This is a genomic window from Xenorhabdus sp. KK7.4 (assembly GCF_963876465.1).
In the GTDB taxonomy this organism is placed as follows: Bacteria; Pseudomonadota; Gammaproteobacteria; order Enterobacterales; family Enterobacteriaceae; genus Xenorhabdus; species Xenorhabdus stockiae.
Map to the genome: position 1 here is coordinate 79,321 of NZ_CAWNQF010000122.1, position 14,195 is coordinate 93,515.

Consider the following 14,195-nt stretch of genomic DNA (forward strand, 5'->3'; position numbering starts at 1 on the left):
TTCCATTGTTGGTAATCAACAATGGAAGCAAAGATACATCATAAATAGTGGTTGTTTAATTGCGTTGCTCAAATGATAGTGTACGCCGTTCAAAAGTACGCATCAGCAATGTTAAAAGACCATTTATGCAGAGGTAAATGATACCGGCTGCAACAAAAACGGTTGCATCATAACTGCGGCCAAATTGTAGCTGGCTGTATCCCATAATATCCAACAGAGTGATTGTACTGGCCAGTGAGGTGCTTTTGAAAATTAACACAACTTCGTTTGAGTAGGATGAGAGCGCTCTTTTGAAGGCATACGGTAGTAATATGCGCATAGAATGTGCCTGTGACATACCAAGTGCATAACAGGATTGCCATTGCCCTTCCGGGATTGCTTTAACTGCCCCATAAAAAAGTTGAGTGGAATATGCTGCGCTATTTAGCGCCAGCGTCACCATCGCACAGAGCCACGGCTCTGACATCAACTGCCATAACCACGGGTATGCTTTTATGGCTGGAAATTGCCCGGGACCATAGTAAATCAAAAAGAACTGTACGAGTAAGGGAGTACCGGTGAATAGTGTTATATAGCCTTTCACCAATTGCGTGAGCACCGGCAGTTTCATTGTCAGAATGACAGTCAGGATGACTGATAGCATAAATGCCACCAGAAATGCTGTGAAAGTCAGACTCAGGCTGGTGTGTAGGCCCGGTAAGATATCCTTTATATACTCAAGCATCAGAAGCACTCCGTTCAAAATGAGTCGCACGAACTTCAAGTCGTTTAAGGATAAATTGGCTCACCAGTGTGATAACTAAATAGATGATTGCGGCAACCATGTACCAGGTGAATGGCTCTTGTGTGCGAGTGGCGATACTTTTTGTTTGTAACATCAAATCATTAACGCTTATTAATGAGACTAGAGCTGTGTCCTTTAATAAAACTAACCATTGATTCCCTAATCCGGGTAAAGCATGACGCCACATTTGCGGCATGACCAGCCGGAAAAAGATGCGACTTTGGCTTAATCCCAGAGCCTGGCCCGCCTCTCTTTGCCCGATAGGAATAGCCTTTAATGCCCCTCTTATTGTCTGGGATGCATAGGCAGAATAAAGGAGGGAAAGCGCAATGACACCGCACAGGAAAGGGCTGACGTCAAAATTATCAATTTCCATCTGTATTCTGAACTGCCAGACTACCAGATTGATATCAAAACCTTCAGATAAAATGATAAGAAGCTGTGAACTCCCGAAGTAGATAAAAAGGACCACCAGAATTTCAGGTAATCCCCGGATCAGGGTAACCCAGCAGGAGCCTAAAAGTGCAAAGGTTTTCCAGCGGGAAGATTCCCAGCCAGCAAAAATCATTGCCAGAATCAAACCGACTATAAGAGAGGAAACAGCAAGGCCGACGGTGATACCGGCGGCACTAATTAAAGATTGAAATTCATTCATTGGCGTTCAATTAATTATTTTTGCCAAACCATTTTTCGTAGATGGTGTCATAAGTGCCATCCTGTTTGATTTCTGCCAGAGCCTTATTCAGTTTATTTAATAAGTCTGTATTGCCCTTACGAACAGCGATACCTAAACCTGTGCCAAAGTAATCTTTATCAGTGACTTTCTCACCAATGGTACCTAGCTCTTTATTCTTTTTCAGCCATTCATTGACAACAGCAGTGTCACCAAATATTGCATCAACACGGCCATTTTTCAGATCGAGAATTGCATTCTGGTAACTATCATATGGCACTGTTTCTAGCTCTTTATGCTGTTCCATCAGGTATTTTTGATGTGTCGTGCCGTTCTGAGTGCCTACTAATTTGCCTTTTAATTCACCAATTTTGGAAAACTTGCCTTTGACAGTTACAAAATTGGCAGAGTTATCATAATAAGTATCAGTAAAATCAACTTGTTTTTTTCTGTCAGGTGTAATATCGATACCTGCCATTAACACATCAACGCGACGGAATTTCAGGCTGGGAATAAGACTGTCAAAGGCCTGATTGGTGAAACTACATTCGGCATTAAGTTTTTTACACATAGCATCTGCCAGATCTACATCGAAGCCCTGAATTTTGTTGTCATCACCAACGAATTCAAATGGAGGATAAGTTGCTTCAGTTGCGAAACGCAGAGTTTCTTTCTCCGCTGCGGTTGCTGATAGGGTGGCAGTAGTTAATAAAGCTGCAAGCAAGAATTTTTTCATAGCCATGTCCTGTAACTGATGATCATGTGATTGATGGTTATTTTTCTGAAATTATCTGTATGGCTGGCTCAGTATGCCAAACTTAGTGTGACAAATAATGAGCAAAAGCTTCGGTTTGAGGCTTTAAAAAATGACTTGCATCACCTTTTTCTATAATTCGTCCTTTTTCCATGTAGATAACCTGGCTAGCCGTTTTACGGGCAAGTTCCACTTCATGTGTCACAATAATTTGGGTAATTCCTGTTTCTGCCAGTTCTTTTATGATGTTAACGACCTGAGATGTGATTTCGGGATCAAGTGCAGCTGTTGGTTCATCAAATAACAGAACCTGAGGTTCCATCATTAGTGCACGTGCAATAGCGACCCGTTGCTGTTGCCCCCCTGACAAGTGCAGCGGAAAGCGATTAGCGAATTCTTCAAGACGAAGACGGGAAAGTAATTTGGCCGCTTTTTCCATGGATTGTGGTTTGGATAACCCCTGTACCCGACAGGGAGCTTCAGTCAGGTTATCCATTACGGTTAAATGTGGCCATAAGTTATATTGCTGAAAAACCATCCCTACATTCTGCCGCAGGGCACGGATTTCTTTTGCATTAGGAGGTTGTTTAAAATCAAATTGATGCTTTGCTACACTTAACTGGCCGGAACGAGGCATCTCGAGTAAATTCAGGACTCTCAGTAAGGAGCTTTTGCCTGCACCACTAGGCCCAAGCAGAACGACGGTTTCCCCTGATCCACATTTAAAATTGATATCAAACAGAGCCTGATTAGTTCCATAGAAACAATTGATATTTTTTAATTGAATTTTCATGCTAAAACTATGAATAGTTAATTAGTTGATGGGATATTAATCCCAAAAGAATAACTATGCAATAATGCGCGCGTAAAATCGTTATTTTAGTCAATTTTATGGGTTTTATAATCAGGTCGTGTTCTTTTTTTACCTTTTGTTAGGTACTGTTTTTAGCATAAATATAAGATTATTAAATAACGTTATGCGTTTATTTATATAAATCTATTGGGTAAAAAATGCGATAAATATAGGCGTCATTAGGCTTAAAATGAAACCGTGAACGATAGCTGCGGGTACAATACTTATACCCCCACAACGCTGTAATATGGGTAATGTGAAATCGATTGATGCAGCTCCGGTTAAACCTAGTGCAGTTGAGCGATAGCGATTGATTAGCATGGGAAGGAGCATAATAGATGCCAGTTCACGAGCTAGATCATTAAAAAAAGCTGTACTGCCAAATACTGGCCCGTAGGCATCAGAAATTAAAATGCCGGAAAGAGAATACCAGCCATATCCGGATGCAATAGCCAGGCCAGTCTTGGTTGGTAAGCCAAGCAGGAATGCTGCTATCACGCCACCAATAAGTGAACTGATAGCGACAATAATTGCAACAACAGCTCCACGGCGATTCATGAATGTTTGCTTTAGGCTCAAGCCGTTATTACGTAGTTGGATACCAACAAAAAACAGTAAGAAAATTAATGTGATTTTACTGGCATTGCTGGCAAAATTAAACCATGACCATTCAGTCAGGCCGAGCAAAAAACCGAATATCAGTGCGCCACATAATTTGATGGAGTCAAGTGCCATATGCAGGCGGGAAGGGGGACTTTCCTGTTTATGCCCTGTAATAATCCACGGTTCTTTTTTATCCAGAAAAAAAAGCGCAAGCCAGTTAGTTGCAAATATGCACAGAAAAAATGTCATCGCATACAGTAGGATAGAAAGCAAATTACTACCCAGATTATCCAGCATTGCAAGACTGATCCCCATAAGCAGGAGAATGAGATAAACCATGACATTGAGCAATTGGTGAACTCTGGTAAGTATCGTTTTGTTATTTAGGCGAATCAGATAACCCAGGCTCAATGGAAGGAGGATAATTAGTAATCCTAAAAACATGTCACATATCCTTATAATAAACGTCTTTTAATCTGGCTTTATACGCTCGTCTTTCAAGTTGCTTTTTTGTTGAAGGGCATACTTCGAAATCCATTGGTATATCTTTGGCTGGTCATAAAAACTAAAAAATCTGTAACAACAAATAATTCACACTACTATAACATGTCGAGGAAAGGGAAACCTACTGAAATTCAGCCCGTTTTTGCTATCCTGTCATTTGAGGTTCACAAAAAATCAAGTAAATTCAACGCAAAACAGGGTAATATCTTTTTGTATGGTATGGAACACGGTTGTCTTAGAGATATGCATCAGTTATGACTGATATTTGATGATAAAACTCTCCTGATTTTTACATCTGTTTCATTTAAATCCAATTGATTTACATCTCACTCAATTATATTTATTGTGACTAAACATGAATAGGTTCTTAGGGGGAGAGAGATAGTGAGGTTATCCGCTAAATAACACGCCACAAATAAAGGGGGAATTTACCTGTGGCGTGTGAATTACGAAACTATTGGTTACTCTTTTTTAATTTTGAGCCATCTTCCAAAGGAACAATAACACAGGCATGATTGCCTTTAGGACCTTGATTAACGCTGAAATTCACTTTTTGCCCGGCTTTCAGCGTCCTATAACCATCCATCTGAATGGTTGAATAGTGAGCAAATATATCTTCACCGCCACTTGCCGGGCAAATAAATCCAAAGCCCTTCGCATTATTGAACCATTTAACTGTACCTGTTTCCATACTTTTCTATCCCTCGTATTATGATTTCGGGTTTAGGAATCACTAAAAATTTCAGGATCATGAACAGTCGTCCAGCTAGGAATGGTGTTCATAAAATACACTGTAGTGAAATTCATTTTATCGTCAAGTGCAGAAGTTATGACAGGTTGTCTCAAATCGCTAAAGTTTGATATAGATAACGGTATCAGACTTTTAGGTGGAATACTGGCTCTGATCGTCTACGGGAATAAGCAGAGTGCTTTATGTAGTGATAAAATATATAGAGGTAGAACGAATTAGTTCATACTAAAATCCGATAGAAAGATAATACTCAGTGGAAAGACAATGAGTCAGTTTTATAACAGCCTGAATCTTGAAGAATTTATAGAAGACAAAGCAAAGCAAGCGCTACAGCCGCCATCTATGTACAAGATAATTTTGAATAACGATGACTATACCCCCATGGAGTTTGTGGTTGACGTATTACAAAAGTTCTTTTCTTATGATATTGAACGAGCAACGCAACTAATGCTGGATGTCCATTACCAAGGGAAGGCAATTTGCGGTATTTATACAGCAGAGGTCGCAGAAACTAAAGCTGCGCAAGTGAACATGTATGCTAAGGAGCACGAGCATCCGTTACTTTGCACGCTGGAAAAAGTCTGATCTGGCTTATTGATTTTGGAGGAGGTGCTTATGCTCAATCAAGAATTGGAGCTGAGTCTCAACATTGCTTTTGCCAAAGCAAGGGATAACAGACATGAATTTATGACTGTCGAGCACCTGCTACTGGCGTTGTTAAGTAACACATCAGCGCGAGAAGCACTGGAGGCTTGTAAGGTCGAGCTGGCAGTTTTACGCCAGGAACTGGAAAATTTTATTACTCAAACAACCCCTTTATTACCAGAGAATGATGATCGGGATACCCAGCCAACATTGAGCTTTCAGCGTGTGTTGCAACGAGCGGTGTTTCATGTTCAATCTTCAGGCCGCTCAGAAGTTTCCGGGGCGAATGTACTGGTTGCAATTTTTAGCGAACAAGAATCTCAGGCGGCTTACTTACTGCGCAAGCATGACGTCAGCCGGCTGGATGTTGTGAATTTTATATCTCACGGAACACGTAAAGATGAGCTCGATAATGAGAGCCATCATAATGTTAATCCAGTTCAGGAAGAACAAGCGATAGGTGAGGATAGATTGGAAAATTTCACTACAAATCTGAATCAATCTGCACAAAAAGGGCAAATTGATCCGCTGGTTGGTCGTCAGCATGAATTGGAAAGAACAATTCAGGTACTGTGTCGCCGGCGCAAAAATAACCCATTGCTTGTTGGGGAATCCGGAGTCGGTAAAACTGCGATTGCTGAAGGGCTTGCCTGGCGCATCGTGCAAAAAGATGTTCCGGCAGTGATGAAGGATTGCACAATTTACTCGCTGGATATTGGTTCATTGTTGGCAGGGACAAAATATCGAGGTGATTTTGAGAAGCGCTTCAAAACCTTGTTAAAAACCCTGGAACAGGATAGCAAAAGTATTCTCTTTATTGACGAAATCCATACCATTATCGGTGCTGGTGCTGCTTCGGGGGGGCAGGTGGATGCAGCCAATCTGATTAAGCCTCTTTTATCCAGCGGTCGTATTCGCGTGATTGGTTCGACAACCTATCAGGAATTCAGCAATATTTTTGAAAAAGATCGCGCTCTGGCCCGTCGGTTTCAGAAGATTGATATTCTGGAGCCTTCTTCCGAAGAAACAGTACAGATCATTAATGGGTTACGTGCTAAGTATGAGGCGCATCACGATGTTCGCTACACAGCAAAAGCTATTCGGGCGGCTGTCGAACTGTCGGTGAAATATATCACCGATCGCCATTTGCCGGATAAAGCCATTGATGTGATTGATGAAGCAGGTGCGCGTACAAGGTTAGTTCCAGTCAGCCGCCGCAGAAAAACCATTAATGTCGCGGATATTGAGTCAGTCGTTGCCCGTATTGCCCGTATTCCGGAGAAAACAGTTTCAGCCAGTGATAAAGATGTCTTGAGAACACTGGATGATCGTTTGAAAATGCTGGTATTTGGTCAGGACAAAGCGATTGGTGTATTAACCGAAGCCATCAAAATGAGCCGTGCCGGGCTGAGGCAGGAGCACAAACCTGTTGGTTCTTTCTTGTTTGCCGGGCCTACAGGCGTTGGTAAAACAGAAGTTACAGTACAGTTGGCGAAGGTCCTCAATATCAAATTATTAAGATTTGATATGTCTGAATATATGGAGCGTCATACTGTCAGTCGCTTGATAGGTGCTCCACCAGGTTATGTTGGTTATGATCAGGGGGGTTTATTGACAGATGCTATTATTAAACACCCTCATTCTGTGTTGTTGCTTGATGAGATTGAAAAGGCCCATCCGGATGTATTCAATATCCTGCTTCAGGTGATGGATAACGGAACGTTGACTGATAACAATGGCCGGAAGGCAGATTTCCGTAATGTTATTCTGGTGATGACAACCAATGCGGGTGTACGTGAAATACAGCGTAAATCCATTGGGTTCACGGAACAGGATAATAGTATTGATGGAATGGCTGAGATCAAACGAACCTTTACCCCCGAATTTCGCAATCGTCTTGATAGTATTATCTGGTTTGACTCACTTTCTGCGGAAGTTATTCAACAAGTGGTTGATAAATTCATTGTTGAATTGCAGGTTCAACTGGATGAAAAAGGTGTGTCTCTGGAAATCAGCACAGATGCCCGTCAGTGGTTATGTGATAAAGGGTATGATAAAGCGATGGGTGCCCGTCCGATGGCCCGTGTGATTCAGGATAGCCTGAAAAAGCCATTAGCTAACGAGTTGTTGTTTGGCTCTTTAGTGCATGGAGGTTCAGTCAGAATTAGTCTTGATAAAGATAAAAATGCACTGAAATACGATTTCAAAAGCGTACGAAAATCAAACAAGAAAAAATCAGAAGATGCCGTACTATAATCAGTACGGTATATGCAAAACTAGCAACTAAGTTAAGAGCAACACCACAGGCGAATGTTGAAAATACATAACCTGTGGTGTGTAAGAAGGTATCGGAATCAGCGGCTACGGAAGATGATACGGCCTTTGCTCAGGTCATATGGAGTTAGTTCAACTGTAACCTTGTCTCCAGTCAGGATGCGGATATAGTTTTTACGCATTTTGCCTGAAATGTGAGCAGTAACGACGTGTCCGTTCTCTAATTCGACACGAAACATGGTGTTTGGCAGTGTGTCTAACACAGTACCTTGCATTTCAATATTGTCTTCTTTGGCCATCTAATCCTCTAAATGTAACAACCATAGTTTTTAACCGGCAAGATAATGCCGAAAAACCCTCATTATGTAAAGGAATGTCGTATTTTACACCATTATTTTCCTCATAATGGTATTGACACTCCCACCGTGAACAGCATAAACCACCAAGTATTGACTATAACTCCAACGTTTGCGCATCCCAACAGCCAGCTTGCAATGATTGCTTTTGGTATTGATCAAGATGCCGGAGAAACTCTTTCCTTGGAATATTTTTAGCGCCCAGTGATTCTGTATGGTGGTTTAGCACCTGGCAATCAAACAGTTGGCCGCCATGACGCAAAAAATGGTGATAGAATGCCACAAAAGCGCACTTGGATGCATTCTCCATTTTGCTAAACATCGATTCACCGCAAAATAGTGTTCCTATATTAACACCATATAACCCGCCGACGAGCTGTTGTTTATGCCAAACTTCAACTGAGTGAGCTAAACCCTCCTGATGCAGTGTTTGGTAACCCAATTGAATGTCAGAACCGATCCATGTGCCTTCTTGTCTCTGGGCACAACCATAGACCACCTGTTCAAAAGCATAGTTTACCGTAATTTGGTAAGGATGTTTGCGAATAAAACGTCGCAAAGTTCGGCCGGTATGTAATTCTCCAGGGATCAGGACAGCCCTGGGGTCGGGAGACCACCACAAAGGAAGTTCATTCGGTGAAAACCACGGAAAAATGCCTTTGCGATATGCGGTCTTTAATCGTTCTGCACTTAGATCACCCCCAAATGCTAACAAGCCATTTGGTTCTGCCAGCGCAGTATCTGGATGGGGAAATTCATATGAGTTATCCAATTGAGCTATCAACATAAAACTTATTACTCCTGATCAGGATAGCTCTGTCGTTGATAGAATTGGTAGTAGCGTCCTTGTTGGGACAATAACACATCGTGTTGTCCTTGCTCAATGATACGTCCCCCATCCATCACACAGATCCGATCCATGTGTTGTAAGCCTGTTAACCGATGGGTAATTACAATAAGTGTTTTATCCTGACAACGATGGCGCAATAGTGCCAGAATTTGTTGTTCGGTATCTGCATCAAGCCCTTCTGTTGGTTCATCCAGAAGCATGAGTGGTGAGTTATGTAGTAAGGCTCTGGCAATACCCAAGCGGCGTTGTTCACCACCTGAAAGCTGACGTCCGCCTTCGCCCATCCAACAGTTTAGCTTTTCATTGTTTTCTAGCAAGTTTCCTAAGCCAACCTGTTGCAATACCGTTTCTAATTCTTCATCTGTGGCACCCGGTTTTGCCATCAACAGATTTTCCCGCAGAGTATGACTGAACACATGTATCCGTTGAGGAACGACTGATATCATTGATCGCAGTGTGGCTTCATCATAAAGAGAAATAGGCTGTTGGTTGAGTAGAATTTCTCCGTTATCAATATCCCACGCCCGGGTTAATAATTGTAAAAGAGTCGATTTACCGCAGCCAGTTTTACCTAATAAGGCGATATGTTCACCTGCCTGAAGAGACAGTGCAATATCCTGTAATACAGGCATAGGCTGGTTAGGATAAGTGAATTCTATGTTTTTTATCTCAAGACTGAGATTGCCTGTACTTTTTGGCCCGTTTGCAGGAAAGGTGACTTCGGCTTTCTGATGCATTAGCTGAGAAACGCGGGTTGCTGACAAGATCACCTGTCCCATGTGCTGGAATGCAACAGTAACTGGTCCCAGGGATTCAAACGCTGAAAGGGCACAGAATGTAAACAGGGCAATCAATGCACCGGGTTGATTATTTCCGCCTACATCAGCTGATGCCAGCCACAGTATTAACGTTACCGTCATGCCAGTAGCAAAAATCATGATGGCCTGAGAAAGCCCGGTCAGGCTGGCTTGCTGTTGTTGGCTTTTTAGCCATTGATATTCAACTTCGGACATTGTCTGGCGAAAACGTTTAAGAGCACCGAATACGGTTAATTCTGCCTGACCTTGCAATGTACTGGTGAGTAAAGTTCGATACTGCCCACGTAATGCTGTGATATTCCTGCCATAAGGTTTACCTGCGTGATAAAACACAAAAGGTAAGATCAGTAATAACCCCAGCATAATACCGCCGAGAGTATAGGCGAGAGTCCAGTCAAGAAAGCCTAGGCCTAATGTCAGAACTACAATCACAGCGAGTGCAGCAAGCAATGGAGACAGGACACGAAGATAGAGGTGATCTAATGTTTCTACATCAGCCACAATCCTGTTTAATAGCTCCCCCTGACGAAAACGGGCAATCCCTCCCGGCGAAAGTGGCAGGATTTTCTCAAAGGTAAATACCCGCAGATGGGCCAATACTCGAAATGTAGCATCATGACTAACCAGTCGTTCTCCATAACGTCCAGCAGTGCGGAAAATTGCGGCACCCCGGACACCCGCAGCAGGCAGCATGTAATTAAAGGTATATTTTCCGGCAAAGCCCGCCACAGCCGTACCGGCCAAAAACCAGCCAGACAGTGTAAGTAAGCCAATACTGGCTAACAGAGTTAGTGTTGCTAAAACCATCCCTAAGCTGATGAGAAACCAGTGGCGGCGATATAGTGCGAGAAATGGAAGTAATATACGCATGATTAAAGCTCCATACTGCGATGAGACAACAGACGGGAAAATGTGCCTTGAGATTGTCTCAGGCTTTCATAGTTGCCTTTTTCGATAATGAGTCCACTTTCCATCACCCAGATTTGATCATATTCCGGCGTTTCTTCCAGTAAGTGTGTAACCAACAGCGTGGTTTGCTGACTGGATGCCTGATTCAAGGCTGTCATTACCCGTTGTTCACTGTGAGCATCAAGACTGGCGGCGGGTTCGTCCAGCAGCAGAAGCTGACAGGGATGCAATAAAGCCCTGGCGACAGCAATACGCTGTGCCTGCCCAACAGATAGCCGTGCTGCATTATCACCAATAACGGTGTTTATGCCATCGGGCAGTTCAGAGACAAACTCCGTAACATAGGCTTGTTGCATGACACTCTGAATTTGTTCCTGTGTCGCATCAAACTGACCAAGACGGATATTATCAAGTATGGTCTGTTCTGGCAGGTGAGGGTTTTGCCCAACCCAGCTTAATTGTTCACGCCATTTGTCGAGATCAAGTTCATTGAGTTCACTTCCATTGATTTTTAGTGAGCCGCGATAAGGAAGAAAACCGAGTAAGACATTTATAAGAGAACTTTTTCCCGCACCGCTTTTACCCACTAATGCAATACGCTGATGCTGCTCAATCGTAAAGTTCAAAGGGCCGGCAAGACGGTGACCATCGTGCGACAAAATTTCCAGCTCATTTGCTTCAATACTGACAGCATTTTTATCTGACAGGATTTTTTTCCCGCCGTATGAGGCATGTTCCCCATCGCTGGTTAACAGAGTGAAAAGTGATTCCGCCGCACCGATAGCCTGAGCTTTAGCATGGTAGAAAGTGCCCAGATCACGTAGCGGCTGAAAAAATTCCGGCGCCAGGATAAGCGCCAGAAAACCGGCAAATAGAGTGACACCAAGGCCATAACTGCCAAAATGCAATTCTCCCAGATAAGAAAAACCAAAATAGACAGCCACAACGGCAATAGAAACAGCAGCAAAAAACTCTAGTACTGCAGAAGATAAAAACGCCATGCGCAGCACTTCCATCGTTCTGAGGCGAAAATCTTCAGTTGATTCGGTAATTTGCTTAACTTCAGCTTTTCCCCGATGGAATAAGCGTAATGTTTCGAGACCACGCAAACGATCAAGAAAATTACCGCTTAACCGGCTGAGTGCAATAAAATTGCGTCGATTTGCATCTGCTGCTCCTAATCCGACTAATGCCATAAAAAGCGGAATCAAAGGTGCTGTTACCAATAAAATAACACCGGCAGCCCAATTGATTGGAAATACTGTCATTAGAATAAGCACTGGAATAGTGGCTGCGAGGGTCATTTGAGGTAAATAGCGGGAATAAAAATCCTGCATATCCTCGATCTGTTCCAGAATAATCGTTGCCCAGCTGCCAGCAGGTTTACCTTTTACCCAGACAGGCCCTAATTGGGTCAGCTTATCCAAAACCATGCTGCGGATTTGCTGACGTACAACCTTGCCACAGATAAAGCCGATACGCTCCCGAATAGCATTGACAATCGCTCGCAGGGTAAAAGAAGCCAGTAGCATCGCAAATTGGCTGATGAGATTTTCACGGGGAACATGATCCATGACAAGCGCCTGAAGAATGGAAGCGAGCAGCCAGGCCTGAGAGATAATCAGTAGGCCACTAATCAGGCCTAATAGCATGGATAGACGAAGCCATCGACGAGCTGGAGTACTTTGTTGCTTCAGCCATCGAACCAGTTCAGATTGTCTTGTTTTGTCCATAAGAAAAATTTCAGATTAACAGATGATACAAAGTATCAAAACAAGCTGGTAACCACCTTGCCAGCTTCCGCGCACTATTTTATTTACAACACCATGTTATCTACGACACTAAGCTATCTACAAAATGTTACTTACAAAAAATGCGTCCTATTAAAAAGCGCTACCGGAATAGCGCTTTGAAGGGAAGATAATTTTATTTGGTTGCCAGCCCGTCCAGAAAACGTTCAGCATCCAGTGCTGCCATACAGCCAGTACCGGCAGACGTAATCGCCTGACGATAAACATGGTCCATTACGTCACCAGCGGCAAAAATACCCGGAATGGAAGTCTGAGTGGCATTTCCATGCAAACCTGACTGGACTTTGATATAACCGTTTTCCAATTCAAGCTGCCCTGCAAAAATATCGGTATTCGGGCTGTGGCCGATAGCAATGAAAACACCGGCAACATCCAGTTCTTCGGTGTTATCGCTCTTAGTATCGCGGATACGAACACCTGTTACACCCATCTCATCACCCAAAACTTCGTCCAGAGTGCGGTCGGTGTGCAGAATAATATTGCCGTTTTTAACTTTATCCATTAAACGATCAATCAGGATCTTCTCTGAACGGAAAGTATCACGACGGTGTATCAGGTGAACTTCAGATGCAATGTTTGCCAGATACAATGCTTCTTCAACAGCGGTATTACCACCACCGACAACGGCAACTTTTTGTTTACGGTAGAAGAAACCATCACAGGTTGCACAGGCAGAAACACCACGTCCCTTGAATTCTTCCTCGGAAGGTAAGCCTAAATAGCGAGCCGAAGCACCAGTTGCGATGATCAGAGCATCACAGCTATATTCTTGATCATCACCATACAGATGGAATGGTCTTTTTGAGAAATCAACTTTCCGAATGTGGTCGGAAACAATTTCTGTCTGAAACTTTTCAGCGTGTTGGAACATACGCTCCATCAAGCCAGGGCCTGTCAGCCCTTCAGGGTCACCGGGCCAGTTTTCAACTTCAGTCGTGGTGGTTAATTGGCCGCCTTTCTCAACCCCTGTAATGAGTACGGGACTTAGATTAGCACGGGCTGCATAAACAGCAGCAGTATAACCAGCAGGACCTGAGCCAAGAATGATGAGCTTACTGTGTTTGGCTGTACTCATGAATACCTCATTTCCATTATCACATATCGTGGATTTAGGGATTGTAGGAGAAATGATAAGTTAAAAAAAGCGATTATCAGATAAAATATTCATGTTATTAACGATTTTACCGATAGATAGTAACTATGATGTAATGGGAATGTAAGGAGTAAGTGCTTAACATTTTGAATTGAACATCATTTATGCGTTTTAGTCATGAAACGAGCGGCTAAGGCGATTTACCGAAAATTTGTTTGGTATGTTGTTCTGATTTTTGTTCATTTACTTTGACAATCGGCTATGCATTTGCGAAAACATCTGTGTAAGAGATAATTATCTACCTCGCTAATCAATTGTTTCTATAGAATAGACAATTCTGAGGGGATGATTTTCTCATAGAATATTAAAAATTGCCGATAAGCTGCTTTCTGGGAAACCCAATGTTTTGGGAAAATCGTGTTTTGGGAAATTACATTCTGGAAGACGGTGTTCTAGTAAGTCGTATTTTGGTTAATCGAGTTCTGGGAAATTGTGTTCTGGAAGATTACGTGCAGGC

13 protein-coding genes are annotated in these 14,195 nt (G+C 42.7%); 2 read left to right on the forward strand and 11 right to left on the reverse strand.

Going from position 1 to position 14,195, the window contains the following annotated elements:
• Window positions 1-55 precede the first annotated feature (55 nt).
• From artM to cspD, 6 genes are all read right to left on the reverse strand, one after another.
• Window positions 56-724, reverse strand: a complete 669-nt coding sequence (gene artM / locus AACS90_RS20110; protein ID WP_099121256.1) for an arginine ABC transporter permease ArtM — start codon at window positions 722-724, stop codon at window positions 56-58.
• The gene (gene artQ / locus AACS90_RS20115) at window positions 717-1,439 is read right to left on the reverse strand and encodes an arginine ABC transporter permease ArtQ (RefSeq protein WP_099121257.1); all 723 of its coding nucleotides are present in this window, start codon (window positions 1,437-1,439) and stop codon (window positions 717-719) included. Before artQ ends, artM begins: the two co-directional genes overlap by 8 nt.
• 10 nt (window positions 1,440-1,449) lie before the next feature.
• Window positions 1,450-2,193, reverse strand: coding sequence for an arginine ABC transporter substrate-binding protein (gene artJ / locus AACS90_RS20120; protein ID WP_099121258.1), 744 nt, complete (start codon window positions 2,191-2,193; stop codon window positions 1,450-1,452).
• 82 nt (window positions 2,194-2,275) lie between these two features.
• Complete coding sequence (gene artP / locus AACS90_RS20125) at window positions 2,276-3,004, reverse strand: arginine ABC transporter ATP-binding protein ArtP (protein WP_099121259.1); 729 nt, start codon at window positions 3,002-3,004, stop codon at window positions 2,276-2,278.
• Window positions 3,005-3,208: 204 nt separating this feature from the next.
• Window positions 3,209-4,111, reverse strand: a complete 903-nt coding sequence (locus AACS90_RS20130) for a lysine exporter LysO family protein (RefSeq protein ID WP_099121260.1) — start codon at window positions 4,109-4,111, stop codon at window positions 3,209-3,211.
• 514 nt (window positions 4,112-4,625) lie between these two features.
• Window positions 4,626-4,862: a cold shock-like protein CspD gene (gene cspD, locus AACS90_RS20135; protein ID WP_099110679.1), complete on the reverse strand. Its 237-nt coding sequence runs from the start codon at window positions 4,860-4,862 to the stop codon at window positions 4,626-4,628.
• A 324-nt stretch (window positions 4,863-5,186) separates the two neighbouring features.
• Here cspD and clpS point away from each other — a divergent pair, with 324 nt between their 5' ends.
• Together clpS and clpA are read left to right on the forward strand one after the other, a co-directional pair.
• The gene (clpS, locus tag AACS90_RS20140; protein ID WP_099121262.1) at window positions 5,187-5,507 is read left to right on the forward strand and encodes an ATP-dependent Clp protease adapter ClpS; all 321 of its coding nucleotides are present in this window, start codon (window positions 5,187-5,189) and stop codon (window positions 5,505-5,507) included.
• Window positions 5,508-5,537: 30 nt separating this feature from the next.
• Entirely contained in the window at window positions 5,538-7,823 is a 2,286-nt protein-coding gene (gene clpA, locus AACS90_RS20145) for an ATP-dependent Clp protease ATP-binding subunit ClpA (protein WP_099121263.1), read from the forward strand.
• Window positions 7,824-7,921: 98 nt separating this feature from the next.
• Here the strand turns inward: clpA and infA are convergent, their stop codons facing one another.
• From infA to trxB, 5 genes are all read right to left on the reverse strand, one after another.
• On the reverse strand, window positions 7,922-8,140 hold the full coding sequence (gene infA / locus AACS90_RS20150) for a translation initiation factor IF-1 (RefSeq protein ID WP_004244560.1): 219 nt from the start codon (window positions 8,138-8,140) through the stop codon (window positions 7,922-7,924).
• A gap of 154 nt (window positions 8,141-8,294) precedes the next feature.
• Window positions 8,295-8,984, reverse strand: a complete 690-nt coding sequence (gene aat / locus AACS90_RS20155; protein ID WP_099121264.1) for a leucyl/phenylalanyl-tRNA--protein transferase — start codon at window positions 8,982-8,984, stop codon at window positions 8,295-8,297.
• Window positions 8,985-8,992: 8 nt separating this feature from the next.
• Complete coding sequence (gene cydC / locus AACS90_RS20160) at window positions 8,993-10,735, reverse strand: heme ABC transporter ATP-binding protein/permease CydC (RefSeq protein WP_099121265.1); 1,743 nt, start codon at window positions 10,733-10,735, stop codon at window positions 8,993-8,995.
• Window positions 10,736-10,737: 2 nt separating this feature from the next.
• Window positions 10,738-12,507, reverse strand: coding sequence for a heme ABC transporter permease/ATP-binding protein CydD (gene cydD, locus AACS90_RS20165; RefSeq protein WP_099121266.1), 1,770 nt, complete (start codon window positions 12,505-12,507; stop codon window positions 10,738-10,740).
• A gap of 193 nt (window positions 12,508-12,700) precedes the next feature.
• Entirely contained in the window at window positions 12,701-13,660 is a 960-nt protein-coding gene (gene trxB / locus AACS90_RS20170; protein WP_099121267.1) for a thioredoxin-disulfide reductase, read from the reverse strand.
• Window positions 13,661-14,195 lie beyond the last annotated feature (535 nt).